This is a genomic window from Pseudomonas gingeri (assembly GCF_013385425.1).
GTDB classification, from domain to species: Bacteria; Pseudomonadota; Gammaproteobacteria; order Pseudomonadales; family Pseudomonadaceae; genus Aquipseudomonas; species Aquipseudomonas gingeri_D.
Genome location: NZ_JACAQA010000003.1, coordinates 343,981 through 370,319 on the forward strand (window position 1 = coordinate 343,981; position 26,339 = coordinate 370,319).

24 protein-coding genes are annotated in these 26,339 nt (G+C 61.8%); 9 read left to right on the forward strand and 15 right to left on the reverse strand.

Going from position 1 to position 26,339, the window contains the following annotated elements:
* Positions 1-78: 78 nt before the first annotated feature.
* A complete protein-coding gene (locus tag HX830_RS04220) occupies positions 79-1,698 on the reverse strand; it encodes a glucan biosynthesis protein D (RefSeq protein WP_177099063.1) in 1,620 nt (539 codons plus the stop codon).
* A 317-nt stretch (positions 1,699-2,015) separates the two neighbouring features.
* On the opposite strand from HX830_RS04220, the gene HX830_RS04225 reads away from it, so the two are divergent.
* Positions 2,016-2,699 (forward strand): response regulator transcription factor, encoded by a 684-nt coding sequence (locus HX830_RS04225; RefSeq protein ID WP_100943330.1) that lies wholly within the window; start codon positions 2,016-2,018, stop codon positions 2,697-2,699.
* On the forward strand, positions 2,677-4,071 hold the full coding sequence (locus HX830_RS04230; RefSeq protein WP_177099064.1) for a sensor histidine kinase: 1,395 nt from the start codon (positions 2,677-2,679) through the stop codon (positions 4,069-4,071). Before HX830_RS04225 ends, HX830_RS04230 begins: the two co-directional genes overlap by 23 nt.
* A 22-nt stretch (positions 4,072-4,093) precedes the next feature.
* Here HX830_RS04230 and HX830_RS04235 read toward each other — a convergent pair whose 3' ends face one another.
* Positions 4,094-4,510: an SRPBCC family protein gene (locus tag HX830_RS04235; RefSeq protein ID WP_103495155.1), complete on the reverse strand. Its 417-nt coding sequence runs from the start codon at positions 4,508-4,510 to the stop codon at positions 4,094-4,096.
* An 89-nt stretch (positions 4,511-4,599) separates the two neighbouring features.
* Positions 4,600-5,610 carry an aldo/keto reductase gene (locus HX830_RS04240; RefSeq protein ID WP_177099065.1) on the reverse strand — a complete coding sequence of 337 codons (1,011 nt, stop codon included), beginning with the start codon at positions 5,608-5,610 and terminating at the stop codon, positions 4,600-4,602.
* A 143-nt stretch (positions 5,611-5,753) separates the two neighbouring features.
* Between HX830_RS04240 and HX830_RS04245 the strand changes: the two genes are divergently transcribed.
* The gene (locus HX830_RS04245) at positions 5,754-6,671 is read left to right on the forward strand and encodes a LysR substrate-binding domain-containing protein (RefSeq protein ID WP_177099066.1); all 918 of its coding nucleotides are present in this window, start codon (positions 5,754-5,756) and stop codon (positions 6,669-6,671) included.
* Here HX830_RS04245 and HX830_RS04250 read toward each other — a convergent pair.
* From HX830_RS04250 to HX830_RS04260, 3 genes are all read right to left on the reverse strand, one after another.
* Positions 6,668-7,477 (reverse strand): hypothetical protein, encoded by an 810-nt coding sequence (locus tag HX830_RS04250; RefSeq protein WP_177099067.1) that lies wholly within the window; start codon positions 7,475-7,477, stop codon positions 6,668-6,670. The genes HX830_RS04245 and HX830_RS04250 overlap by 4 nt on opposite strands.
* A gap of 177 nt (positions 7,478-7,654) precedes the next feature.
* Positions 7,655-8,209, reverse strand: coding sequence for a phosphonate metabolism protein/1,5-bisphosphokinase (PRPP-forming) PhnN (phnN, locus tag HX830_RS04255; protein ID WP_103495151.1), 555 nt, complete (start codon positions 8,207-8,209; stop codon positions 7,655-7,657).
* Between the two features lie 154 nt (positions 8,210-8,363).
* On the reverse strand, positions 8,364-9,677 hold the full coding sequence (locus tag HX830_RS04260; RefSeq protein WP_103495150.1) for an MFS transporter: 1,314 nt from the start codon (positions 9,675-9,677) through the stop codon (positions 8,364-8,366).
* 244 nt (positions 9,678-9,921) lie between these two features.
* Between HX830_RS04260 and HX830_RS04265 the strand changes: the two genes are divergently transcribed.
* Positions 9,922-10,800, forward strand: coding sequence for a LysR family transcriptional regulator (locus HX830_RS04265; RefSeq protein WP_177099068.1), 879 nt, complete (start codon positions 9,922-9,924; stop codon positions 10,798-10,800).
* 7 nt (positions 10,801-10,807) lie between these two features.
* Here HX830_RS04265 and HX830_RS04270 read toward each other — a convergent pair whose 3' ends face one another.
* The gene (locus HX830_RS04270; RefSeq protein ID WP_177099069.1) at positions 10,808-11,005 is read right to left on the reverse strand and encodes a hypothetical protein; all 198 of its coding nucleotides are present in this window, start codon (positions 11,003-11,005) and stop codon (positions 10,808-10,810) included.
* A gap of 1 nt (position 11,006) precedes the next feature.
* Between HX830_RS04270 and HX830_RS04275 the strand changes: the two genes are divergently transcribed.
* On the forward strand, positions 11,007-12,305 hold the full coding sequence (locus HX830_RS04275) for an MFS transporter (protein ID WP_103495148.1): 1,299 nt from the start codon (positions 11,007-11,009) through the stop codon (positions 12,303-12,305).
* Positions 12,306-12,340: 35 nt separating this feature from the next.
* Positions 12,341-13,114, forward strand: coding sequence for a substrate-binding domain-containing protein (locus tag HX830_RS04280; protein ID WP_103495147.1), 774 nt, complete (start codon positions 12,341-12,343; stop codon positions 13,112-13,114).
* 16 nt (positions 13,115-13,130) lie between these two features.
* Here HX830_RS04280 and HX830_RS04285 read toward each other — a convergent pair whose 3' ends face one another.
* The 6 genes from HX830_RS04285 to HX830_RS04310 all read right to left on the reverse strand — a co-directional run bounded on the left by HX830_RS04285 (position 13,131) and on the right by HX830_RS04310 (position 19,632).
* Positions 13,131-14,045 (reverse strand): LysR family transcriptional regulator, encoded by a 915-nt coding sequence (locus HX830_RS04285; RefSeq protein ID WP_103495146.1) that lies wholly within the window; start codon positions 14,043-14,045, stop codon positions 13,131-13,133.
* Positions 14,046-14,269: 224 nt separating this feature from the next.
* Complete coding sequence (locus HX830_RS04290) at positions 14,270-15,712, reverse strand: outer membrane protein transport protein (RefSeq protein ID WP_177099070.1); 1,443 nt, start codon at positions 15,710-15,712, stop codon at positions 14,270-14,272.
* Positions 15,713-15,836: 124 nt separating this feature from the next.
* Positions 15,837-16,319 (reverse strand): alkane oxidation protein activator PraB, encoded by a 483-nt coding sequence (gene praB, locus HX830_RS04295; protein WP_100943342.1) that lies wholly within the window; start codon positions 16,317-16,319, stop codon positions 15,837-15,839.
* A gap of 170 nt (positions 16,320-16,489) precedes the next feature.
* Positions 16,490-16,981 carry an alkane oxidation protein activator PraA gene (praA, locus tag HX830_RS04300; protein WP_103495143.1) on the reverse strand — a complete coding sequence of 164 codons (492 nt, stop codon included), beginning with the start codon at positions 16,979-16,981 and terminating at the stop codon, positions 16,490-16,492.
* A gap of 138 nt (positions 16,982-17,119) precedes the next feature.
* A complete protein-coding gene (locus HX830_RS04305; RefSeq protein ID WP_177099071.1) occupies positions 17,120-18,397 on the reverse strand; it encodes an alkane 1-monooxygenase in 1,278 nt (425 codons plus the stop codon).
* A gap of 242 nt (positions 18,398-18,639) precedes the next feature.
* A complete protein-coding gene (locus HX830_RS04310) occupies positions 18,640-19,632 on the reverse strand; it encodes an alpha/beta fold hydrolase (protein ID WP_177099072.1) in 993 nt (330 codons plus the stop codon).
* Positions 19,633-19,884: 252 nt separating this feature from the next.
* Here HX830_RS04310 and HX830_RS04315 point away from each other — a divergent pair, with 252 nt between their 5' ends.
* Genes HX830_RS04315 through HX830_RS04325 form a run of 3 tightly spaced genes read left to right on the forward strand, consistent with a single transcriptional unit; the run spans position 19,885 to position 23,170 of the window.
* Positions 19,885-21,435: a flavin-containing monooxygenase gene (locus HX830_RS04315; protein ID WP_177099073.1), complete on the forward strand. Its 1,551-nt coding sequence runs from the start codon at positions 19,885-19,887 to the stop codon at positions 21,433-21,435.
* Positions 21,432-22,328 carry an SDR family NAD(P)-dependent oxidoreductase gene (locus HX830_RS04320; RefSeq protein ID WP_177099074.1) on the forward strand — a complete coding sequence of 299 codons (897 nt, stop codon included), beginning with the start codon at positions 21,432-21,434 and terminating at the stop codon, positions 22,326-22,328. Before HX830_RS04315 ends, HX830_RS04320 begins: the two co-directional genes overlap by 4 nt.
* A gap of 14 nt (positions 22,329-22,342) precedes the next feature.
* Complete coding sequence (locus HX830_RS04325) at positions 22,343-23,170, forward strand: metal-dependent hydrolase (protein WP_152739719.1); 828 nt, start codon at positions 22,343-22,345, stop codon at positions 23,168-23,170.
* Between the two features lie 7 nt (positions 23,171-23,177).
* Here HX830_RS04325 and HX830_RS04330 read toward each other — a convergent pair whose 3' ends face one another.
* Together HX830_RS04330 and HX830_RS04335 are read right to left on the reverse strand one after the other, a co-directional pair.
* Positions 23,178-24,323, reverse strand: coding sequence for an HlyD family secretion protein (locus tag HX830_RS04330; protein ID WP_177099075.1), 1,146 nt, complete (start codon positions 24,321-24,323; stop codon positions 23,178-23,180).
* Entirely contained in the window at positions 24,320-25,981 is a 1,662-nt protein-coding gene (locus HX830_RS04335; protein WP_177099076.1) for an MFS transporter, read from the reverse strand. Before HX830_RS04335 ends, HX830_RS04330 begins: the two co-directional genes overlap by 4 nt.
* Positions 25,982-26,339: the final 358 nt, after the last annotated feature.

Genomic DNA, 26,339 nt, shown 5'->3' on the forward strand with positions numbered 1-26,339 from the left:
GAGCGATGCAAGACTCTTCGGCCTCATCGCAGGCAAGCCAGCTCCTACAGGGACCGTGTTCGGTTTCAGACCTTCTTATCAGGTATAGCGCCGCTTGTCCGCAGCCGGCGGGAAATACTGGTACAGCCAGGTTTCGCTCAAGGTGCGGTCACGGGTGCGAATAAACAGCCGCAGTTCCACCGGGTCGACCCGATCGTCGCTCGGGTACCAGTCGAACGTCACCCGATAACCGTTGATTTCGTCCAGTTTGAGGACATCGATATCCTTCACCTGACCGCAGGACGTCGTCACCACCGGCTCGATCTCGGCCCCCAGGGACAGACGCTCCAACCCTCCGCCGGTAAAGTCCACGGCAAAGCGCCGGGCCCAGACCTCAGGGTTGTGCTCACCCGGTGCCCAGCCTTCGACAAAGCCGCCCATGCCCGAACGGGTCGCGTGCACCCGTGCCAACGGCGTGCCCACCGGTGGCATCGCACTCCAATACAGCTTGTAGCCGTAATTCAGCGAAGCCCCCGCCGCCACCGGTTCCTTGGGCGTCCAGAACGCGACGATATTGTCCAGGGTCTCACCCGTGGTGGGGATTTCCAGCAAGTCGACGGAGCCCTCGCCCCAGGCCGTGGTCGGCTCGACCCACAGGCTCGGACGCCGGCTGTACCAGTCCACGGTGTCCTGGTAGCTGGCGAACTCATGGTCGGTCTGCACCAGGCCGAAGCCCTTCGGGTCCTTGTCGACGAAGGCATTGAACTGCAAGGTCGCCGGGTTGTTCAGCGGCCGGCAGATCCATTCGCCATTACCGCGCCACATGGCCAGGCGGTCAGAGTCATGGATCTGCGGGTGAAGGGTGTCGCACATCCGCCGCTCATGGGTGCCGCAACTGAACATGCTGGTCATCGGCGCGATGCCCAACTGCTCAATGGCGATACGCGCATTGATATGGGCATCGACCGCCATCACCACCTGCTCGGCCTGGCAATCGATATCGAAGCGATAGGCACCGGTGGCACTCGGCGAATCGAGCAAGGCATAGACCACGAAGCGGGTGCTGTCCTTGTCCGGGGTTTCGAACCAGAAATGGGTGAAGTCGGGAAACTCCTCACGCTTCTTCCCATAGGTATCGATCGCCAGCCCCCGCGCCGACAAGCCGTATTGCCCGGTCTTGTCCACCGCCCGGAAGTAGCTGGCGCCGAGGAACGAGACGATGTCGTGCTGGTCGATTTCCGGGGCCTTGAACAGCTTGAAGCCGGAGAATCCCAGGTCGCCCTTGAGGCGCGACGGGTCGATGCCGCTGCGGGCATAGTTGAACAATGCCGGGCGGAAATGCACCTCGCGGGCCTGGCGCGTCTGCGGGTCGACGCTGTACATGCGCACCGGCTGCTTGAACCCCATGCCGACATGGAAGAATTGCATGTCCAACTGGCCCTTGAGCTCGTTCCACAGCGAGTGCCGGGCATCGTACTGAATGGCGTTGAACTGCTGCGGGGTCATGTCCGCCAGGGACTGCGGCAACACCTGGCGGGTGCTGACATAGTCCTTCGCGGCGAGTTTTTTCGCGTGGACCTGCAGTGTCTCGAAGTCGAAGTGTTCTATCTCGCCATCCGCGGTGGCGGCAAGCGCCCGGGCCGCGAACAGACCGCTGGCCGACAGGCCGGTATAGGCCGCCAGGGCCAGGGAAGCTTTCAGAAGATTGCGGCGGTGCATAAAAAGACCTGTACAGGAGCTGCCGGACATCCGGAACCCTTGGGCGCCGGATCAAAAGAAGCGCTCGTTCAAGACTGCGAACGAATGCGGCTACAGGTAACAGATATCAAATCCCGGTGACGGTTCGCAACATCCTACAGAAAACTTACTGACAGCCTTTATTCAGCCAAGGTGTGGCTATATGTTTCCAGCCTCTCTGGTAGACCCGAGGCACCTTGTTAATGGCTGCCCGAGGCGCATGAAGATTTGTTCAGAATGTTTTCATGCGCTTCTTGGCACACTTGCCCACTTGTTTTGAAGGTCCGTCGAGGCAACCCATGACCCGCATCCTGACCATCGAAGATGATGCTGTAACCGCCAAGGAAATAGTGGCAGAACTGAGCAGCCACGGGCTTGAAGTCGACTGGGTCGACAATGGCCGTGAAGGCCTGGTTCGCGCCGTCAGCGGTGACTATGACCTGATTACCCTGGATCGCATGCTGCCGGAGCTCGATGGCCTGGCCATCGTCACCACGCTGCGAACCATCGGGGTGGCCACGCCGATCCTGATGATCAGCGCCCTCTCCGATGTCGACGAACGCGTACGCGGCCTGCGCGCCGGCGGCGACGATTACCTGACCAAGCCCTTCGCCTCCGACGAAATGGCCGCTCGGGTCGAAGTGCTGCTGCGACGCAAGAGCCCGGCACGGGAATTCGAAACCTCGCTGCGGGTGGCCGATCTCGAGCTCAATCTGATGACCCGCGAAGCCTCCCGGGCCGATCAACTGTTAAGCTTGCTGCCCACCGAATACAAGCTGCTGGAATTCCTGATGCGCAACACCGGGCAGATTCTCTCGCGAATGATGATTTTCGAGGAAGTCTGGGGTTATCACTTCGACCCCGGCACCAACCTGATCGACGTCCATATCGGTCGCCTGCGCAAGAAAATCGACAGTCAGGGCCTGGCACCGCTGATCCGTACCGTGCGAGGCTCGGGTTATGTCATTGCCGAACCCCTCTAGAGGTTGGCGCTCCTCCACCAGCAGGCTGCTGGCGCTCTACAGCTTCCTGTTCGTGGCGTGGAGCTGCAGCCTGATGGGGGTGCTGTACTACGAAGTTTCCGGTTACCTGAGTACCCTCGCCCGCCACTCGTTGATGCAACGCCAGCACCTGTTTTCGCGCTTCCAGGGCCAACCGCTGATGGAAGCGCTGACCACCAGCATGACCTTCGACATGCGCGGGGTCGACGCCTACGGCCTGTTCAACGAGCAGAAACTGCATCTGAGCGGACCGATCCAGGAAATCCCCGCCGAGTTGCCCCTGGACGGCCGGATCCATGAGCTGGCGGACTGCATCGACTCCGACGACCCCAACCTGCCCCAGGACAGTTGCGACGCGGTGGCCACCCAGACCCACGACGGACGCTGGCTGGTGCTGGTACGCGACAACGGCTCGTTGTTCGGCGTGACCCGGATTATTCTCCATGCCCTGTTCTGGGCGGTATCACTGACCATCCTGCCCGGCGTTGCCGGCTGGCACCTGCTGCGTCGCCGACCGATCCGGCGGATACGGGCGATCCAGGCCAGCGCCGAGTCGATCATCGCCGGCGACCTGGGCCATCGCCTGCCGCTGTCGAACCGCCGCGACGAGCTGGATATGCTGGCGGCGATCGTCAATGCCATGCTCGACCGGATCGAGAAGCTGATGCACGAGGTCAAGGGCGTCTGCGACAACATCGCCCATGACCTGCGCACCCCGTTGACCCGTTTGCGCGCCCAGTTGTACCGGATCCAGCAACAGACCGTCGACGGTTCGCCCGAGTCCTTGCAACTGGATGGGGTGATTGCCGAGACCGATACCTTGATGGCGCGCTTTCGCGGTTTGTTGCGTATTTCCGAGCTGGAAGACCATCAACGGCGCTCCGGTTTCCTGGTGCTGGATCCCTTGCCGTTGCTGCACGAGCTGCATGATTTCTACCTGCCGCTGGCCGAGGAAGCGGAGATCCACCTGCGCCTCGAAGTGCCCGAGACACTGCCGGCGATCACCGGCGACCGGGCCTTGTTGTTCGAAGCCCTGGCCAACCTGCTGAGTAATTCGATCAAGTTCACTCCACCGGGCGGTGAAGTGGTATTGAAGGCGAGCTTTGATGCGGGCAGTACCCGCATCGAAGTCCTCGATTCCGGCCCCGGTATCCCGGTGGCCGAGCGCGAAGCGGTGTTCCAGCGGTTCTATCGCTGCGACGAAGGCGCCCAGCACGGCGGCTTCGGCCTCGGCCTGTCGATTGTCGCCGCCATCGTCAACCTGCACGGCTTCACCCTCGACATCGACAGCAGCGAACAGGCCGGCGCGCGCTTGATCCTCAATTGCCGGGACAGCCTGATCACCGTGGACTGAAGCCAAGGGCCAAGCCTTGGGTTCAGTCCGGGAAATTGGCCTTCAAGGCCGCGAGGCCGTCGGCATAGATCCCATGGAACAGCTCCACCGCTTCCTCTTCGCTGACGCCCGTCGGGGTGAAAATCCCCGCCCACTCGACGATCGAGGTGTGCGGATCATTGCCTTCGCGGACCTGCATCGTGGCCAGGTAGTCGGCCACCGGGAAGGGCTGCTCGATAAAGGAATAACTGTAGCGCCGGGCGCGATTGTCGAACGCTTCCAGGCGCTCGACGATCCGCACGCCGTCCGCCGTGTGCAAGCTGCGCACACGCCCGCCTTCGCTGAGGCGGCTTTGACGAATGAACGGCAGCCAGTCAGGCAGGGAGTCGAACCCACCCATCAGTTGCCAGACCTGCTCCGGTGGCGCACCGATTTCGAGGGTGACGGATGTTGCGGCCATGAATAATCTCCAGGGATAAGTGGGTAGCCGGTCCGATCCCGACGCTGGAGACTCTGACGCCAACGACGTTAGCGGACCGTTTTTTTGTTTCAGACCAGCGGCAACGGCGCATTGCCCGCCACCAGCCCTTCATCACGCAACGCCTGCCAGAACGCCTGCGGAATCTGCTTGCGCAAGGCCGCCACATCTTCGGCGATCCGCCCTGGCCGGCTGGCGCCGGGAATCACCGCCGCCACGGCCGGGTTGGCCAGGGAGAACTGCAAGGCCGCCGCCTTGAGGCTCACCCCGAAGCGTTGCGCGATGGTCTTTATCCGTTCAACTTTAGCCATGATTTGTGACGATGCCGGTTGATATTCGAAATGCGTGCCGCCGGCCAGCACTCCTGAACTGTAAGGACCACCGACAACGATATCGACTTGCTGGGCCAGCGCCTCGGGCATCAAGCGTTGCAGGGCGCGCTCGTGATCCAGCAGGGTGTAACGCCCGGCCAGCAGGAAGCCGTCGGGCCGCGCTTCGTCCAGTTGCAGGGTCAGCTCGCACGGTTCGACCTTGTTCACCCCCAGGCCCCAAGCCTTGATCACACCCTCATCGCGCAGGCGGCTGAGCACCCGGAACGCACCTTTGCGCGCCTGGTTGAAATACTCCAGCCATTCGTCGCCGTAGAAGTCCTGGGCAATATCGTGCACCCAGACGATGTCCAGACGGTCAGTCTTCAGGCGTTCGAGGCTGCCCTCGATGGAGCGCAGCGTAGCGTCGGCCGAGTAGTCGTTGACCATCTTGTTCGGACGGCCATGCTCGAAGACCCCGGCCTTTTCGCCCAGGTCACGGGCGGTGACGTCTTCCACTTCATCCAGCACCAGCCGGCCGACCTTGGTGCTGAGCACGTATTGATCCCGTGGGTGCTTGGCCAGGGCCTCGCCCAGGCGGATTTCCGCAAGCCCCGAGCCATAGAACGGCGCCGTGTCGAAGTAGCGTACGCCCTGGTCCCAGACCGCATCGACGGTGGCCATGGCCTCTTCCTCGGGAATGGCGCGGAACATGTTGCCCAGCGGGGCGGTGCCGAAACCCATGGTGCCCTGCAGTTTGTCTCTGATGCTCATCGTAATGATCCCTTGAATGGAAATGATGAGTCCGCCTCACCCACTGGGGTGACGCGGATCTCGCTGTCGGGATCAATACTAGGTTGCAGACTTTTGACCGTCCAAGACATAATTTGCTCAACTTGAGTCCTGGAAGGTCTGACATGATTGATCTACGCCAGCTGCGCTATTTCGTGGCGGTCGCCGAAGAAGAGCACGTCGGGCGTGCCGCCGAGCGCCTGCATATTTCCCAATCGCCCCTGAGCCGGCAGATCGCCCAGTTGGAGGAGCGCCTGGGCCTGACCCTGTTCGAACGCAGCCTGCAACGCATCCGCCTGACCGCCGACGGCCAGACCTTTCTCGCCGAGACCCGGGCCTTCCTGACCCATGCCAACCGGCTGGAGTCCCTCGGGCGGCGGCTGGGCCGGGGTGAAGAAGGTGGCCTGTGCATCGGCTATATCGAGAACGCCATGCATTCGGGCGTGCTGCCCCAGGCCCTGCGCAGCTTGCGCGTTGATCGGCCGGATGTGCATATCGCGCTCTACAGCCTGAATTCGGCGCAGCAACTGGAAGGCTTGCGCCAGCGCAGCCTCGATATCGCCCTGGTCAGCGAGCCGCCGGCGGCAGATGACCCGGACCTGAACAGCGCCCGCGTGCTCAACGACCCCATGCTCCTGGCCCTGCCCGAACGGCATCCGCTGGCACAACTGAGCGAGTTGAGTCCGGCAGACTTTCTGGAGCAGGAATGGATTGCCGTACAGCATCCCCAGCGCACCGGCAAACAGGACGATTTCGTCCAGGCCTGTATCAAGGCCGGATTCAATCCCAATGTCCGGTTGCAAGCCAATGAACCGCTGACGGCGCTGGGACTGGTGGCGGCGGGACTGGGCTTGACCATGATCCAGCAGAGCCTGCGACACAACGCCCCCCAGGGCGTGGTGCTGCGGGAATTACCCTGGATGATCTACACCACGCCCTTGTGGGCGGCCTGGCATCGGATCAACCTGCGACCGCTGGTGGCGACTTTCAGGGAAGTGCTGGTGCGGGACGCGATCCAGGCCGACCTGCCGGCGGCGGACTAGATGTCCATGATCTTGGCGGCGAAGGCATTCCAGCCGGCCGGCTCCTGGATCAATGCCTGGTAGTTGTGCGAAAAGCCGCCCATCACGCCACGCCGGGTCATGAGTTCACGGACGATGGCGGTTGCCGGCCCGCTGCCACTGCCTTTCAACAGGCTCTGTTCCTGATAGGCGCGCCAGTGCAACTCCATCGCAATGACCTTGCATAGCGCCGACTCCTGGGCCAGCACGCCGGTATTTTTAGCCATCAGGCAGAGCTTGATCGGGATGCTGACGGCCAGGGATACCCCGCCGGGAATGGCAGCCAGGCTGAACCCGACGCCGCGATTGAACAACTTGTGGCTTTTCATGAGTTTCAACAGTTCAAACCACTGGCTCAAGGTTCTGCTTTGCCGACAGTTCCTGGCCATTTCAGTAAAACGATACAAGTGAATGATTGAAGCCCCGGCGGAACTACCATCCCGAATCAGCGCATAAGGATTGACCGGCAAGGCCATGCTCCCGAGCGATGCCGCCGTTCCGGTAAAAGACTGCACGTAATTGCGCACTTTACGATGGCGCAACAGGTGTTTGGTCTTGGGCGAAGGCCGCTCGACACTGTTCACCGTGAAATAGGGATTATCCACCAGGACCGAAGACGCTTGCCCCATCTTGTAGGACCCCACCAGCGGCGCCACAGCGGCCCCTGTGCCATGGGGGATGAGCCCGGACAATGCGAGGGCAGTGTCCATGATCAGGCTGTCCACCTTGAAACTGTACTGGGAAAGTTCTTTCAAGCGCGCGGCAAAATTATCCTGCTCCACACCCATATCGGCCTACCTCTCGTGTTTAAAGATCCGGGGAGTTTTTAATTAAAATATCAGTCCCGAATACCATTCAACGAGGTAAAAAAAGGCCAATGTATTACTTGAATTTGCCGTTTATTTAAAAACGGAAAAGACAATAAGAAAGGTCCTAGATATCCTACGCACCCTTGTAAAAACCAACTATTTCCCGAGCAGTCTGAACAAGGTCTCCAGGCTTTGGCGAAGAGGGCCGGAGTTATCCAGCAAGTTCAGCGAAGGATCGTCCGCCGCCAGCAGCGAGGCGGTGAATTCGGCATTGCGCGCCAGGCGCGCCTCGATCTGCGGCAAGCTCTCCCGCCCCCGCGCCAGCAGCCGTTCACGCAGGACCGCCTGGTCCACGGTAAGCAGGATCACCTGTAAATCCGGATAACGCCCGCGGGCCTGGGGCAGATAGCCCCGCGAACCGTTGACCAGCACATCCAGGCCGGCCGCCAGCCAATCGTCGACCAGGCGCGGGATGCCGTAACACAGGCCGTTGGCCTGCCAGCTCATGGCAAAGGCCCCCTGGGCCTGCATCGTCGCGAATTGCTCGGCACTGACCGATTGCGCCGCCTCCCCCAGCGCCTCGGCCGAACGGGTGATGACCCGCCGGGCAATCCGGCAGCCACGCGCCGCCAGGGGTTCGCGGGCGGCATCGAGCAAACTGTCCTTGCCCGAGCCCGAAGGCCCGATGAGATAGATCAATCGGCCGGCCATCCACAGTCCCTCACACATTGTCGCGCGCACAGTACAACACTCGCGGCGATCATGGCACTGGCCGCAAGGCCGTTCGAAGACGGACAAGGTGCAGGGGGTCATGGCCGCTCGACAAGCCGCAACGCCCAGCCTGGGCCGGGCGATTGCCGCTGCCTCAGGCCGGGTTGCGCGCCGCCAGTCGGGAGAAGCTCGCCAGGCAAGCCACGGCGGCAAAGCCGGCACCGATATACAACGCCAGGATCGGCCCGGAGTGGCTCGACAAACCGAAACTCAGGGCTACCAGCGCAGCCCCCGTGGATTGGCCGAGCAAGCGCGCGGTGGCGATCATTCCGCTGGCACCGCTGCTGCGCTCACGGGGTGCGCTGGTCATCAGGGCCTTCTGGTTCGGCGACTGGAAGAAGCCGAAGCCCAAGCCGCAGATCACCATGCGCACGCCGATCTCCAGGGCGCTCGGATCCGCCGGCAACATCGCCAGGGACAACATGCCCAGCGACAGCACCCCCAGGCCGATACCGCCGAGCAAGCCCGGCGGGTAACGATCCGACAGGCGTCCGGCAAACGGCGCGATCAAGGCCACCACCACCGACCAGGGTGTCATCAGGTAGCCGGTCTGCACCGGATCACGGCCCAACACCGTCTCGAAGAAAAACGGCAGCGAGACAAAGGCCAGGCCCTGGGTGGCGAAGGAGCAAACGGCGGTCAAGGCCGACAGCGCAAACATCGGGCGCTTGAGCAGATCGATCGGAAACATCGGCGCCGGATGCCCGGCCTCGCGGCGCAGCATCAGGCCACCGGCACAGACACAGACCAGCAGCGCCAGGCAGATCGGCAGCGCGCCAGCAAACTGCGCGCCCTCCCCCAGCGCATAAATCAGCGAACCGAAGGTCACGACACTCAGGCCGGCCGTGCCCCAGGCAAAGCGCTGACCGTTGGGCGGTGTATGGGGCAGCGACGGAATGGCCATGGCCAGGGCGATCAGGCCAATCGGAATATTCACCCCGAACAGCCAGGGCCAGGTGGCCACGGACAGGATCAACGAAGCCACGGTCGGCCCGGCGGCGAACGACATGCCCACCACCAGGGCATTGAGGCCCATGCCCTTGCCGAGTTTTTCCGGTGGGAACAGGCTGAAGATCAGCGCCGCGTTGACGCTCATGATCGCACTCGCCCCCACGCCCTGGAGGACCCGGGCCAGGGTCAACTCGGTCAAGGTGCTCGACATCGCACAGAGTGCCGACGACACCGTAAACAACACCAGGCCGAACAGGTAGATCTTGCGATGGCCGATCACGCCGCCGAACGAGGCGAAGGCCAGGATGGTCGCCACCGCCGACAGCTGGTAGGCGTTGATGATCCACACCGATGCAGCCGGTGTGGTGTGCAGGCTGGTGGCGATGGCCGGCAGCGCCGTATTGGCGATGGCGGTGTCCAGCGAGGCCAGGGCGATGGAGATCAGGATCGCCAACATGCCACTGACCTGACGCGATAAACGCGGCCTGAAAATTCCCGATAACCCGCTGATCGCACACCCCCGAAACCCGCTGTACAGAGCGGATCATAGCTTTTTGCCAAATACCGATGACGACGTTTTGCTGAACCACGGCTGTACGATATCGAGCGCGGGTTCAGGCGGCGTCTGCGCCCATGGTGATCCCCTACCCTCACTTGATAAACTAGGACTTTCTTGGATCACTCCCAATAAAAGGTTGGCAATGGACGTTCTGGCAAGCATGAAGGTCTTCGTCAAGGTGGTCGATCACGGCAGCTTCAGCGCCGCGGCGCAATCCATCGGAATTTCCTCGACCATGGTCGGCAACCATGTCCAGGGCCTGGAGAAACACCTGGGCACGCGCCTGCTGCATCGCACCACCCGCCGCCAGAGCCTGACCGAGATCGGCCAGGGTTATTACACCCAGTGCCTGGCCATCCTTGGGCAGATCGAACAGGCTGAATTGATTGCCCGGGAACAACGCGCCCATCCCCGCGGCCGATTGCGCGTCAGTGCGTCGCCGACCCTGGCCTCGGACCGGTTGATCCCGGCCATTGCCGCCTACCTCAAGGCCTACCCGGAAGTGGATATCGAGTTGAAGTTCAACGATCGGGTGGTGGACCTGGTGGAGGACGGTTTCGACCTGGTGTTCCGTTACGGCGAACTGCCCAGCAGCGGCCTGGTGGGACGTCTGCTGAGCAAGAACCGGCGCATTGCCTGCGCCTCGCCGGCGTATTTGAAGGCCCACGGTACACCGCGGGTGCCGGCGGATCTGGCGCAGCATAACTGCCTGGTATTCCTGCGGGCCACACCGCAACGTGACTGGTTGTTCCACGGTGTGAGCAGCGAAAGCGTCCGGGTGCAGGGACAGTTCTCGGCCAACAACGGCACGGCGTTGATGAACGCCGCGCTGGAAGGCATCGGCATTGTCCTGCTACCCCATACGCTGGTGGAAGACGCCCTGAAGGACGGGCGCCTGGTACACCTGTTGCCGGATCATGAGACCCTGGATCGACCGCTGCATCTGGTCTATCTGCCGGACAAGCAGATGACGCCGAAGTTGAGCAGTTTTATCGAGTTCATGGTCAGGCGGTTTGCCTAGGACGACCTCACAAAGAAGACCTCAAGCCGAGCCCGCTCGCCACATTGTTGGCCATGCGGCACATGGAAACATCCAGTATTAATTCGCTGGACGCATCAATCCATTCTAAAAATGCACTTATCAAATCTATAGCGCTGCTCCAGTATCCCGGCCAATAAAAATCTGCACTGCGATGCAGGCCATAAAAATGCTGGAGACCTTTCACGATGCACGCCACAACACCGACCGCCAGTTCCGCCCGTGCCAAGGCGGGCGCGGTATTTCGCGTTACCTCGGGCAACTTCCTCGAACAGTTCGACTTCTTCCTGTTCGGCTTCTACGCCACCTATATCGCCGCCGCCTTCTTCCCCGCCAGCAGTGAGTTCGCCTCGCTGATGATGACCTTCGCCGTGTTCGGCGCCGGCTTCCTGATGCGCCCGCTCGGCGCGGTGATCCTCGGCGCCTATATCGATGACGTCGGTCGGCGCAAAGGCCTGATCGTCACCCTGTCGATCATGGCCAGCGGCACCATCCTGATCGTGCTGGTGCCCGGCTACGAAAGCATCGGCCTGCTGGCCCCGGCCCTGGTCCTGATCGGTCGCCTGCTCCAGGGCTTCTCCGCCGGTGCCGAACTGGGCGGTGTCTCGGTCTATCTGTCGGAAATCGCCACACCGGGGCGCAAGGGTTTCTTCACCGCCTGGCAGTCCTGCAGCCAGCAGGTCGCCGTGGTGATCGCCGCTGCCCTGGGCTACGGGCTGAACCAGTGGATGTCGGCCAGCGTGGTCGCCGATTGGGGCTGGCGCATCCCGTTCCTGGTCGGTTGCATGATCGTGCCGTTTATCTTCCTGCTGCGTCGCAACCTGGCGGAAACCGAGGAATTCGCCAAGCGCAAGCACCGTCCGGGCATGCGCGAGGTGTTCAACACCCTGGCGCAGAACTGGGTCATCGTGGTTGCCGGGATGCTGATGGTCGCGCTGACCACCACCGCCTTCTACCTGATCACCGTGTATGCGCCGACCTTCGGCAAGACCGTGCTGCACCTGAGCACCGCCGACAGCCTGTTGGTGACCTTGCTGGTGGGTGTTTCAAACTTCTGCTGGCTGCCCCTGGGCGGCGCCCTCTCCGACCGTATCGGCCGTCGTCCGGTACTGCTGACCATGTCCGGCCTGACCCTGGCCACGGCCTATCCGGCGCTGTCGCTGCTGGTCCAGGCGCCGACGTTCACCAGCATGTTGCTGGTACTGCTGTGGTTCTCGTTCCTCTACGGGATGTACAACGGCGCGATGGTTGCGGCCCTGACCGAGATCATGCCGGTGGAAGTCCGGGTGGCCGGTTTCTCCCTGGCCTACAGCCTGGCAACCGCGGTGTTCGGCGGTTTCACTCCGGCGATCTCCACCGCGCTGATCCAGTACACCGGAGACAAGGCCTCGCCGGGCTACTGGATGAGCTTTGCCGCACTCTGTGCCCTGTGCGCGACGCTGTTTCTCTATCGCAAGGCCAGGGTGCAGTTCCAGCCGGCGGTGTAAGCCAGCCCTTTCGATACCAAATAAAGAGAGATCCAATGAAATCAGTGTTTCTCAAACTTGCCCTGCTCGGCAGCCTGAGCCTGGCGAGCATCGCGGCCCAGGCCGAGGAAATCCGTGTGATGACCTCCGGCGGCTTCACCGCCGCCTACAAGCTCCTCGGCCCGAAATTCGCCGCCGACAGCGGCAACACCCTCGATACCGTTCTCGGCCCGTCCATGGGCAAGGCCCCGGAAGCCATTCCCAACCGGCTGGAACGCGGTGAAAAGGCCGATGTAGTGATCATGGTCGGCTACGCCCTCGACGAGTTGATCAAGCAAGGCAAGGTCCTGCCCGGCTCGCGGGTCGAGCTGGCTGATTCGCGGATCGGCCTGGTGGTACGCGCAGGCAGTGCCAAACCGGCCATCGGCACCGAAGCCGAACTGAAAGACACGCTGCTCAAGGCCAAGTCCGTGGCCTACTCCGACAGTGCCAGCGGCGTGTATATCCAGGATCAGTTGTTCAAGCGCCTGGGCATCGAAACGCAGCTCAAGCCCAAGGCAACCATGGTGCCGAAGATCCCGGTGGCCTCGGTGGTGGCAACCGGTGACTTTCAACTGGGCTTCCAGCAGGTCAGCGAACTGCTGCCGGTGCCAGGGGTGACCTATGTCGGCAAGATCCCGGAATCAGTGCAGTCGGTGACACGTTTTGCCGCCGGGATCCCGGTGGGGGCCGAGCATCCGGCACAGGCCAAGGCCCTGCTTGAATACCTCGCCGCTCCGGCCGCCCAAGCCACCGTGAAGGCCACCGGGCTGGATTCCGTTCTTCATTGATCACGATCCGGCTTGCTCAGGATCCGCTGGTATGCGGCAGTTTCATCTCGACAATCAGCCGCTCCAGCTCCCGCGCCGCCGGGGTCAGCACCCGTCCCCGGCGCTTGAGCAAGCCGACCTTGCGCATCACCTCCGGCTCGACCAACGGCACACTGGTGAGAATCGGATGCTCGTCGCCCACTGGCATCGCCATGGTCGGCACCGCCGCGATCCCCAATCCGGCCTCCACCAGACCGATCATGGTGGTGACGTGCCGGGTTTCACAGACCCCTGGTTTCTGCGCCTCGATCCCCACCAGCGCCTGGTCGAGCAGGAAGCGATTGCCCGAGGTCTTGTCGAGGCTGATGTAGTCCTGCTGGTACAACTCGGTCCAGGTCACGCTGGCCCGCCCGGCCAGCGGATGATCGCGGCGACAGGCCACGACATAACGCTCCTCGACCAATAACTCGAATTCGATTTCCGCCTGCAGGTTGCCGGTGAAACTCAAGCCGAAATCCGCTTCGCCACTGAGTACGGCGGCATGCACGTCATTGGCGCTGGAGTCGAGCACCTTGACCTTGATCTTCGGATATTGCCGGTGATAGTGAGCCACCACCTTGGGCATGAAGTAATAGGCCGCCGACGGCACACACGCCACCGTGACATGCCCGAGCCGGGTCGAGGCCACGTCGGTGATGCCCAGCAGTGCGAGGTCGAGATCGTCCAGCAAACGCTCCACGGTCGGCGCGAATGCCCGGCCCACCTGGGTCAGGCTGACCCGCCGGGTGGTGCGTTCGAACAGCCGGACACCGAGAGCTTCCTCAAGTTTGTCGACACGTCGGCTCAACGCCGGCTGGGAAATATTGATGGCCTGGGCCGCCTTGCGAAAACTGCCCTGCTCGACCACGGCGCGGAAGGCCTGCAAGTCGTTCAAATCGAAGTTGATGGCCACCGGGCTTACTCGTCGGAAACTGATTGATCAGTTTAACGCATGAGTCTACCGGTTCGATGCGTGAGTTAAGTTTAAATGCGCGTTATTCGTCGCAATCGAGCAGGAGCCGGCTTGCCGGCGATGGCGTCTTTAAGGACGCCAAAAGCTTCGCGGGCAAGCCTCGCTCCTACAGTTAAGCGGTGTTTTCAAAGCATTTGATCGGTCACAGCCGCCGCAACTTCTTATCAGAACTTATAGGTTGTCGACAGACTGACCACATCGCCGGAAGCTTCCACCTTGCCATTCAGGGTCGAGCCACCCAGGCGATCTACGTTCTGGGTATTGATCGGAGCGTCTTTCACAAACTGGTGCGAATAGGCCCCGTCGACGCTCAACCCCGGTATTTCCTTGACCTCATAACCAAAGCCCAGGGAAGTGAACCAGCGGTTGTTGTCCGGGATGCGCGGATCGCGGGTCGAATTGCGGGTCGGAGTCTCGTCGAAAGCCACACCCGCGCGCAGGGTCAGACGATCAGTGAACCGATAGTCACCGCCCACCGAGTACATCATGGTGTCCTTGTAGTTATAAGGAATGGAGACAATGAGATTTCCATTGGACTTCAGCGTCAGGTCCTGGAAGGACGACCACTGGGTCCAGGTCGCACTGACGCCCAGGGTGAAACGGTCGTTGAAGACGTGTACCCAGTCCAGGCCGGCCGTGGCGGGGATATCCAGCTGGGTACTGGCGTTGGCACCGTCCGGATTGAGACTGAGCCCGGGATAGGCCAGTCCAACCAGCGTCTGACCGTTGGGCCCCACCGGTAGGGTGGTGTACTGCCTACCGAGCGCATCGGCGTAGATATTGTATTTACCCTCCAGCTTGTTCTTGATCTTGGCGTGATAATTCAGTCCCAGAGAGTCACGATCAGTCGGCTTCCACTCGACCCCGGCAAACCAGCCGACCGAAGTGTTATCCACCTTGACACGCATCAGGTTCGAGCCGACGCCCGATGGGAACGGAATGCCCCCCAGGCCCGGGGACAAGGCCGCCGCGCCAGTCAGGTTGAGGTTCTGGCTGACGAACCCATTGGTGTGTTGCACGATAGCGCCGGCGCCCACCGAAAAGGCGTCGTTGACCTTGAACGACAACGAGCCGGTGAGCCCCACGGTCTCGATCTTGGTATCCACGGCAAAGTCACGACCTTTCCAGTCTTCGTCCCAGGTACTGCGCATCCCCTGGGGAACCACCTGGCTCAGGCCAAAAGCAAAACGATCGTTGATCGGTACGACCAGGAACCCGGTTGGAACCCAGGCCGTAAAACCGCCTTGACCACCATCGCCGGTCAGGGGCACAGGGTCGCCGGGAATACCATTGGCATCCACGGGGGTCTGCGAGGCAGGATTGCCCTGATAGTCGGTGGCGGTCCCCGTATACTTCAGTTTGATACGCGCATAGTCGACCGTGAACTGTCCAACACTCTGATCAATGAACGCCATGGCCGCGGGGTTGTTGTAGGCAGCGCTTGGGTCGTTCTTGAACAGCGAGCCACCACCGAAAGCACGCCCCCAGCCCGGTGCACCGTAGGTGGGTGTCGAAAAACCACCGGCCTGAACAGGCCCTGCCGTCACCAAGCCACCCAAAACAGCCAGTGCGATAGCAACGTGCAATTGTTGTTTCTTGTTATTCATGCCCCACTCCTTATTATTATCAACCGCAACAGGTCACATCCCCGCCCACCAGCACTCAACAGACGCCTCCGAGGAGGCGCCGGTCTTATCAACGAGTGATCAGCACGTTGTTCTCAACCCAACCTCAAGGGTTGGTGATAACGAAGGTCGGGCTCGGTGCGACGTTGAGCGCAGTGATGCTGCAACTGCCCACGGCCTGTGCACTTGGAACGGTCAGCGCGCCGCCACCATAGTTGGTGTTGATCGTCGCGGTGCCGCAGTTCGAAATGACACTGAAGCTGACACCGGCCACCGTTGCGGTGCTGGTGCTGGTCGGTGTCAGCGTCCAGGGCAGGTTCTGCATCACCGGCACACCGCACAGGGAGTTGGAGCCGCTGACAGTGGCCGCGGTAATCGACGCCGAGGAGCCGTCAGCGGCGGTTTTGCCGGTGAAGGTGATGTTGCAGGTCACTGGCAGGTTGAACGACGCCGGGGATTTCACCGTAATGGTGCCAGGAGCGCTGAAGGTGGTATTCACCGGAGTAATGGTTGCCGCGTTGACCATGGATGCCGCGCCTAAGCAGACAGCAATGGCAGTGAACGATACGAGAGTTTTGATGCCTTTCATTGTTGTTATTCCTCACATGTTATGGCGATTCATTTCGCCGGGGATAATGGCCTTTAACGGACAACACGGAGTACCACGACAGCAACAGCGACCGAGCTTCCTTTTCCAGCCAAACTTTCAAAATCCGCTGTATAACTTTTTAACAGCCGTCCAATAACGGGTTATTCCATTCAGGGCACAACCCGAAAGTTCGGCGGCATCTGGATCGATACCGTCTTGATGGTGCAGCCGCCGTCCAATGCCACATCCGCCGCCTGGAGTTTTCCGCTGCTGTTGTTCCAGGTGCCGGTTGCCGTGGTCGGCCCGCAATCACCACCGACAAAGGGGGCGTGCACCGTGACCTGGATACCGGACATCGAGCCGCTGCCCTCGTCCCTGGCCACCAGCTTCCAGGGCAAGTGCGTGGCCTCGACCTGACCGCACTTCAGGCCACCGTCGAAACCGACCTTCTCGACACTGGCATAACTGCCGTCGGCGCTGATCCGGCCGCTGACTTCAATGGTGCAGTCGGCATTGATGATGCTCTTGGCAAAACTGATCGGGCCCTTGGCGCTGAACTCGCTATTGGCCGGTTCCATCCGCGCGGCGGCAAACGCCGGGGCCACGGCCGAAAAACCCAGCAGTACCGCAAGTACCCGAAAAGCTAATAGAATTGAATGCATGGCTGACGTCCTTCCTGGTCTTTATTGTTGTTTTATGGAGCAACTTCATCTTCCATCCGGGCCCCCTTCGCCAATCTTGGCGTGAGTCTTCCCGCCATGCGCACTTTGAAAAATGGGCATGTTATTCAATGGTTCTATTCAATCAGTGTGACGAGTGCCGTAGCGCCTTAATAATTCCAAGCGTCTGGAAGGTTGCAAGTTGGCCAGCCGCACATTGCCCTCATAGTGCGCCAATACCCGGTGATCCATCAGCCGCCGCCAGAGAAACGGTACATAGGCCCAGACAATCATACTTGCGTAACCGTATGGCAGTTGCGGCGATTCATCGAAGTGACGCAAGGCCTGATAACTGCGTGTCGGGTAAGCATGGTGATCGGAATGCCGCTGAAGTTGAAAGAGAAAGATATTGGTGACAATCCGATTACTGTTCCAGGAGTGCCGTGGCGAACAGCGCTCATAACGGCCATTGGGTAACTGCTGGCGCAACAGGCCGTAGTGTTCGACATAGTTCACCACTTCCAGCAACGAGAACCCGTAGATCCCCTGGATCAGCAGGAAGGGAATTACCGCGCTGCCCAGCCAGAGGATCAAGCCGCCCCACATCACCACGCTGAACATCCAGGCGCCGAGCACGGTGTTTTTCCAGTGCAGGGCCGGCAGCCCGAGCTTGCCCAGCCGATCACGCTCCAGGTGCCAGGCCGAACGCAGGCTGTGGTAGACCGAGCGCGGCAGGAAGCGCCAGAAACTTTCTCCCAGTCGCGAGCTGGCCGGGTCTTCCGGGGTGGCAACCCGCACGTGATGGCCGCGATTGTGCTCGACGAAGAAGTGGCCATAGAAGGTCGGCGCCAGGGACAACTTCGCCAGGAACTGCTCCAGTGGCCGGGTCTTGTGTCCCAGCTCATGGGCAATGTTGATGGCGATCCCGGTGGCGGCCCCGGTGGACATTGCCATGCCCAGGTAGGTGAAGGCACCGACGCTGCCGTGCACCTGGGCGCGCTCGGTGATATAGGCCATCAGGCTCGCCAGCCCACCGTGCAACGACCACGCCTCGCCGAGCCGCAGCAGGCCACCGCCGATCAACCAGTCGATGCCGCCCGCCGCCAGCCAGGCGGTGCTGATCATCGACAGGGTGACCAGGGCCACGCAGGTGTAGATGATCCAACGGTAGTAGGTCTGTTTCTCAAGATCCGGAACCATGGTTTCCGGTGGATTGTTGCGGTCTTCGCCGAACAGGCCGTCGATCATCGGGATCAACCCGAAGATCACCAGCACCCCGCTCCACCACAAGGACTGGATGCCGGTGGTAAGGGCGAACAGGCCGGACAAGAGTGGCGTGGCCATTGGCAAAGCACCAAGCCACCACAGATGCCGCTTGCCGTCGGTCCAGATCCCGGGTGCCGCCAGCGAAGCGCTCATGGCAGCCTCCGCAGGATCACAACAGCACACGGCCGCGCATCCGACTGATGGGCAGGCAGGGAGAAAGCAAATGCGTCAGAAAGCGTTATTTTCATTATTTTAATCGCTCAATTGCACTTTTAAAAAAAACATTCAAAACATTTTTTTAAATATTTAGCCCGATTTCGTTAGCTCGTCAACTATTTTTTTATCGAATGTTGAATGTCGTCACGTCGCGCTGGATCAACCTGCCAGCCGCTCGCTCAGGAAGCCCCCAGCACCGGGGTTGCCTGATCCACGGCGAGCCCGGCTTGCGGTTTTGCCCGCAGGGCGATGCTGCGGACCAGCTCGACCACCGGCTCCACGGCGGTGACCGGCAACATATGTCCAGCCCCTTCGACAATCTCCAGGGACAGACCTGGCAGCTTGCCGAGCATCGATTCGCCTTGCTTGCGGTAATTCAGTACGCGGTCCTTGGAGCCATAGATCAGGCCCACCGGCAGCTTGAGGGAGGGATAGCGCCTGACCATATCCGGGAGGTCGTTGTTCACCGTGGCGATCTCGCTGGAGGCGCAATAGAAGTTATCGCTGCGCATGCCCAGCAATCCGCCGCCGCGCTCGGCAAAATCAGTGGGCGCCGGCTCGGGAGCGAACACTGCCCTGATCAGGGCCTTGCGCCCGAGCATCCCGATGGGTGTGGCCAGGACCCGCGCAAACCAGCGGCGCAAGAATGCCGGCCTCACCCCCAATGACAGAAACACCGGAGGCAGGAGGGGTTGGGGATGGGTCAAGGGGGCTACCAGCACCAGGCCGCTAACCGACTGCGGATGATCCAGCGCCAGGGACAGCGCCAAGGCGCCACCGAGGGAATGTCCGAGTACCAGCGGGCGATCGAGGTCCAATTTGCCGATGAATTCGGCGATCAGCCTGGCCTGCGCAGGGATATCAACCTCGGCACCCGAGTGACGGGAAGAATAGCCGGAACCGGGACGGTCCAGGGTAATCACGCGGAACTGTTCGCGCAGACGCGGCGACAAGGCATAGGTGAGGTTGCGTCCACAGCCGGATAGTCCATGGATCATCACCAGGGCCGGGCCGCTGCCCTCATCCACATAATGAATCCATTCGCCGCCCACCTCGATAAAACGCCCCTCGGCGGGCACTGCGGCTTCGATGCTCCGGTTGATCCGTGAGCTGATGGCCCATAGCGCGGCATTTGCCGCCGCAAAAAGTGCAACCCCAACGCCCCATCCCATTGCTCGCCCCTTGCATCCCTGCCCAAGGCGCGGCGCCGGGATTGGCTGCCACCTCGAGAATCGCCTACACCTGATAAACAGGCCCATCGGTCGGATGAGTCGCCAGGGTTCGGCAGAACACTAGCGTAGGCGATATTTTCAGGTAAGTTATTTAAATTATTTTTTAAAACATTTAATTTAAATATGCAATGCTGAGGACTCATCCAGCGCCGCCAATCATCGGCAGGCGTTGCCACAATCGAGGTACACACCATGAATGCGTACTCGTCACCCCCGCCAGATGGCGAAGCCGTTGATATTGCGATCATCGGCGCCGGTTTTGCCGGATTGTGCATGGCCATTCGCTTGAAACAGGCCGGCATCAGCGACTTCTTCGTCGCCGAACGGGCCGACAGCCTGGGCGGCACCTGGCGCGACAACCACTACCCCGGCTGCGCCTGTGATGTGCAGTCGCATGTCTACTCCTTCTCTTTCGCGCCCAATCCGCACTGGAGCCGGCAATTTGCACCGCAGGCGGAAATCCGTGCCTATCTTGAGCGTTGCGCGAAGGATTTCGGTGTCACTCCCCACCTGCATTTCGACATGACCCTGAGCCGCGCAGTGTTCGACGAAAGCCGACAGCGCTGGGCCCTGAGCTTTGCCAACGGACGCCAGCTGTCGGCACGGGTGCTGATTTCCGGCATGGGTGGGCTCTCGCGTCCCGCGCTGCCGGATATTCCGGGGCTGGCGGACTTCCAGGGCAAAAGCTTCCATTCCCAGCACTGGGATCATGCTTATGCACTGGAAGGCAAACGGGTCGCGGTGATCGGCACCGGGGCCAGCGCCATCCAGTTCGTGCCGCGGATCGCCCCGAGGGTGGCGCACCTGAGCCTGTTCCAGCGCACGCCACCCTGGATCCTGCCCAAGCCGGATCGCGAATTGTCGACGGCCGAACGCTGGTTGTTCCGACACCTGCCCTTTACCCAGCGCCTGGCCCGCTCGGCCATCTACTGGGCCCTGGAAAGCCGGGTGATTGCCTTCGCCCGCTATCCGAAGTTGATGAAGCTGGTACAGAAAATTGCCGTACGCCATCTGCACCGCCAGGTGGCCGCGCCAACATTGCGCAAGACCCTGACGCCCGACTACACCATCGGTTGCAAGCGCATCCTGATTTCCAACGACTACTATCCGGCGCTGGCGCGCAGCCACGTGAAAGTGGTCAGCCAGGCGGTCACGCGGGTCGAGACCGATGCCGTGGTCACCGCCGACGGTGTCCGCCACCCCGTCGACTGCCTGATCTTCGGTACCGGCTTCCAGGCCACCGAACCCCTGCCCCGGGGCCTGATCATCGGACGCAACGGCCTCGACGTGCTCGATGCCTGGGCCGACGGCGCCCATGCCTACCTGGGTAGCTGCCTGCCGGGCTACCCGAACTTCTTCATGATCATCGGCCCGAACACCGGGTTGGGGCACAACTCGATGATCCTGATGATCGAGGCCCAGGTCACCTATATCCTTCAGGCCCTTGCGCAAATGCGCAGCCAGTGGATCGAGACCCTGGAGATCAGGCCCGAAGTGGAAAGTCGCTACAACGAGCGGCTTCAGCAGCAGCTCCAGCGCGCTATCTGGTCAACCGGCGGCTGTCGCAGCTGGTACCTGGACCCGCGCACCGGCAAGAACACCACCCTCTGGCCCGGCTCGACCTGGCGTTTCCGTCAGGTCACGCGTCATTTCCAGCTCGGCGATTACAAGGTTTCTGCCCGGATATCCCCAAGCCCGGAACCGGCTCCCGTTCAAGCCCGATCCCCCGGAGGCCACCCATGAAGACCTTCGACGGTAAAGTCGCCGCCATTACCGGGGCCGGTGCCGGCATGGGCCGCGCCCTGGCCATTGCCCTGGCCCGCGAAGGTTGCCACCTGGCCCTGGCGGACAAGAATCCCCAGGGCCTGGCACAGACCCTGGAACTGGCCCGGGCCGCCGCGCTACTACCGCTGCGCATCACCACCCGGGTCCTCGATGTCGCCGAACGCCAGGCTCTGTTCGACTGGGCGGCCGCCACGGCGGCCGAGCATGGCGGCGTCAACCTGGTGTTCAATAATGCCGGGGTGGCCCTGTCGAGTACCATCGAAGGCATGAGCCAGGAAGACCTCGACTGGATCGTCGGGATCAATTTCTGGGGCGTGGTCCATGGCACCCAGGCCTTCCTGCCTTACCTCAGGCAGACCGGCCACGGCCATATCATCAACACCTCCAGCGTGTTCGGCTTGTTCGCCCAACCGGGGATGAGCGCCTACAACGCCAGCAAGTTCGCCGTGCGCGGCTTTACCGAGTCCTTGCGCCAGGAACTCGACCTGATGGACATCGGTGTCTCGGCCACCTGCGTGCACCCTGGCGGCATCAAGACCGATATCGCCCGTTCCAGCCGGATCAGTGACAACGTCAAGGGCCTGCTGATCGACAACGATGAACAGGCCCGGGCGGATTTCGAGAAACTCTTTATCACCGATGCCGACCAGGCGGCCCGGACGATCCTGCACGGCGTGCGAAGAAACCGTCGACGGGTGCTGATCGGCCGCGACGCCCATGCCCTGGATCTGCTGGTGCGCCTGCTGCCCAGCGCCTATCAGGCCCTGGTGGTGTTCGTCACCCGACGCATGTCGCCCTCGGGCAAACGCAAGACCCGGCCCGACGCCAGTGACGCCGGCGGTCTCAATTGAAAGGAGTGCCAGCCATGCTGCCTGTACGCCGTGATGTCCGTGTCGACCTGCCCGCCGAGCGTGCCAAGGACTGGCATGCCCAGGGCCCGTGGGTCACGCATTTCTTCAATGCCCTGTCCTTGCTGTTTCCCTCCGGCGAACTGTTCTTCATGGACAGCGTGCGCCATTACCGGGATCGGGTGCACGACCCCGAGCTCAAGCGCCAGATCCAGGGTTTCATCGGCCAGGAAGCCATGCACAGCCGCGAGCACTTGCGCTACAACGACATGCTGCAAGCCGCCGGCCTGCCGGCGCACAAGCTCGATCGACGGTTGCGGATAATCCTCGACTTCCAGAAAAAGCACTTCCCGCCCGCCTTCAACCTGGGCATCACCATTGCCCTGGAGCATTACACCGCAATGCTCGCTGATCTGATGTTGCGCGACCCGAGCCGCTTCGGCGACTCGGTCGAGGGTTATCGGCAGATGTGGATGTGGCATGCGCTGGAGGAGACCGAGCACAAGTCAGTGGCCTTCGATGTGTGGAATGCCGCGCTCAAGCCGGGACCGGGGCGCTACCTCATCCGTGTCGGCAGCATGCTAAGCACCACGCTGATGTTCTGGCTGGTGGTGTTCGACTTTCATGTGCGCCTGCTGATCGCCGACCGCAAGGCCGGTCATCCGCTCAAAGGTTGCTGGTCCATGCTCAAGTACCTGTTCGGCCGCCACGGTGTGTTCCCGCGTATCGCCCTGCCCTGGCTGGATTACTTCAAGCCTGGCTTCCATCCCTGGGACCATGACAACCGCGAGCATCTGCAACGCATCGATGCCCTGGTCGAGGCGATGGATAAGCAGCGCCCCTGATAGCCTGTCAGTCAGGCTCCACAGGCTGGACCTGACTGGCGGTATCGATACTCACCACCACCGACAGCCCCGGGCGCAGCCGGTCGATCTCCTCCTGCCCCGGGTCGACGATGATCCGTACCGGCACCCGCTGGGCGATCTTGACGAAGTTGCCGGTGGCGTTATCGGCCTGCAGCAGGCTGAACTCCGAGCCGGTCGCCGGGGCAATACGCTGTACCCGGCCAGAGAAACGACGATGGTTGAGGGCATCGACGGTAAAACTCGCCGCCTGCCCCACCCGCACATCCGCCATCTGGGTTTCCTTCATATTGGCGATCACCCAGTGCCGATCCGGCACCAGGGCCATCAACTGCGCGCCGGAGTTCACATACGCCCCCAGGCGCACGCCGATCTGCCCCAGTTGGCCGTCCCGGGGAGCGGTGATCCGGGTATTCGACAAGTCGATCCGCGCCAGCTCCACCGCGGCCTCGGCGTTGGTCACCGCCGCCTCCAGTGAACCGCGATTGACCAACACGGTTTGCAGGTCCTGACGGGAAATATCCAGCGCCGCCTTCGCCTGGGCCACCGCCGCGTCCGTCTGGGCATGGTCGGCACGGGTCACGTCGAGTTCACGCCGGGACACCGAGCCATCGGCGATCAGCGCTTCGTTGCGCTTGAGGTCGGCGCTGCTCTTGAGCACCTGGGCCCGGCTGTTGTCGAGGGCCGCCTGGCGCTGGGCAATGGTTGCCTCGGCGCTACGGCGCTGCTGCAGGTTGTTGGCCAGGGCGGCCTTCTGCACGTCCAGTTGGGCCAGGGCCTGGTCCAGTCGCTGCTTATAGATACGGTCGTCGAGGCGCACCAGCAGGTCGCCGGCCTTGACGAACTGGAAGTCCTGCACCGGCACTTCGTACACATAGCCGCTGAGCTGCGGACCGATCAACGTCACCTGTCCGCGCACCAGGGCATTCTCGGTGCTTTCGATGGCGCTGCCGAACGGCGGCAGTTGCCAGGCATACAACACGATCAGCACACCGGTGAGGGCAATCGCGGCAAAGCCCAGGGACGAGACGATCCGCACCCCCAGGGACCTTGGTTCGGTGGACGAAGCGCCGGCCGGGGTGACCCCTTCGGGGGTGGCGGCAATGGCATTGGTCGTGGTCGCAGGTTCGCTCATCGTGAAGGGGCACCGCTGGTGAGAGTGGGAGACGGGGCGTTGCGGGCAATCTTCCTGTTCATGCTGAGCAACCACAGGCTGCGGGCGAAGATCCACAGCATGGTCAGGACCGCGATCACCGCAATCAGCATGAACACATCGTTATAGGCCAGGATATTCGCTTCGCGGGTCGCCGACGCGGCCAGCGCCTGCATGCCCTGGGTGGTGCGCGCCGACGGGTCGAAAATCACCCCGGCATAGGCCGCGCTGCTGCTTTGCAGGCGTGCGGCGACCTGCGGATCGATCAGCGTCAGGTGTTCGACGATACTGCTGGAGTGGAATTTCTCCCTTGCCACCTGGAAGGTCCCCAGCAACGCGGAGCCGATCAAGCCGCCGAGATTGTTGCAGATCCCGAACAACACCGAAAAGCTCACCAGGTTGCGCGGGTTGGTCACCACATTGCGGGTGCCCAGGGCCATGGTCGGGCCGAGGAAAAAGGTCCCGCCGAAGGCCAGCAGGAACTGACTGGCGTACATATTGGCCGGACGCGTCAGGTTGTTGGAAAAGCTGTCCATGGACGAGCCGACCGCCATCAGCGCCAGGGAAATGATCAGCGGCTTGAGCAGGTGATCGGGGTGAATGGTCAGGGCACTGACCGCCAATCCGGCGATGCTGCCCAGCAGCATCACCCCATAGAGGCTGCGCATCTGTTCGCTGCCCATGTTCAAGGCCTGGAGAAAGCCCACCGCGCCGGTGGACTGCTCCGAGAGCACCATGCGGATCAGGATCACCGCCAGCCCCAGGCGGATCATCGCCCCGCTGCCCAGCCAGCGGGTCATCAGCATCGGGTTGCTGCGGTTGTGTTCAATTGCCAGCCCGGCGAGGATCAGCACGATCGAGGCCGCCGAGGCGATGCCGATCCAGGGCGCTTCCAGCCACCAGTCGATCCGCCCCAGGGACAGCACCGCGCAGAGCAGCGCCACGCCGGTAGCGAGGATGGCGAAGGTCAGGAAATCGAGTTTTTCAAAGGTCTTGAAGCGATCGCCCGGCGGCAGCTTGAGCAGGAACACGCAGCCCAGGGCCGCCAGGGCCAGTCCCAGCTCGAACAGATACAGCCCGCGCCACTCGGCGATCTGCAGCAGGTCCTCGGAAAACAGCCGGGCCAGGGGCAGCGCCAACTGCGAGGTGCCCAGCCCCAGCACCAGGGCCTTGAGCCGCCATTTCGCCGGAAAAGCCTGGATCATGTAATACAGGCCCAGGGAACTCAGGGCCGCGCCCACCATTCCGTGGGCCGCACGCACGGCAATCGCCGAACTCAGGTCATTGACGAACAGATGGCCGAAGGTCACCAGCGCATAGAGCACCAGGAACACCTCGGTGAAGGCTCGCAAGCCGAATTGCTGGCGAAATTTCACCAGCAACAGGTTCATCGAGACATTGGTCATGACATAGGCCGCCGGCAACCAGGCGATCTCCGCCGTGGTCGAGCCCAGGGCGCCTTGCAGGTACGGCAAATTGGCGATCACCAGCGAATTGCCGAGGCCACCGGTCAAGGCCACCAGCAGTCCGACCATGGCATAGGCCCAGCGCCTGGGCGTGGAATGCAACGGCGTCGACGGCGATCCGGGCAGGCTGGGGCGCTCGTGGGGCTGCCAGTCGTGCGGCGCGTATTGGTTCATCGGGGCCTTGCTCCAAACACCGGAAGGCGACTCTTATTTGCGCGGCCACACAGATTACCTGAATCGCCGCTGTCTATTGAGCAAAAACAACAGGTCGTTCATCTCTTCTTCATAGGCTTTTCACATTTGGGCGTTTACCGTAGAATCCTGCCCGCGCTTCGGGCCAGGGAATTGATAAAAATCATGAACATAACGCTGCAATGCAGCTTTGACATTTCATTTTTTTAGGCTTAAATCGCCGCATGTCTTTTATTACCCCTGTATCATCCCACGGTCATGCCTCTATGCTTGTCCGCATAAAAGGTATCGTTCATTGTGCCCGAGCGTTGAGTCCGGCATGCTATCGGCTGGCTTGAAG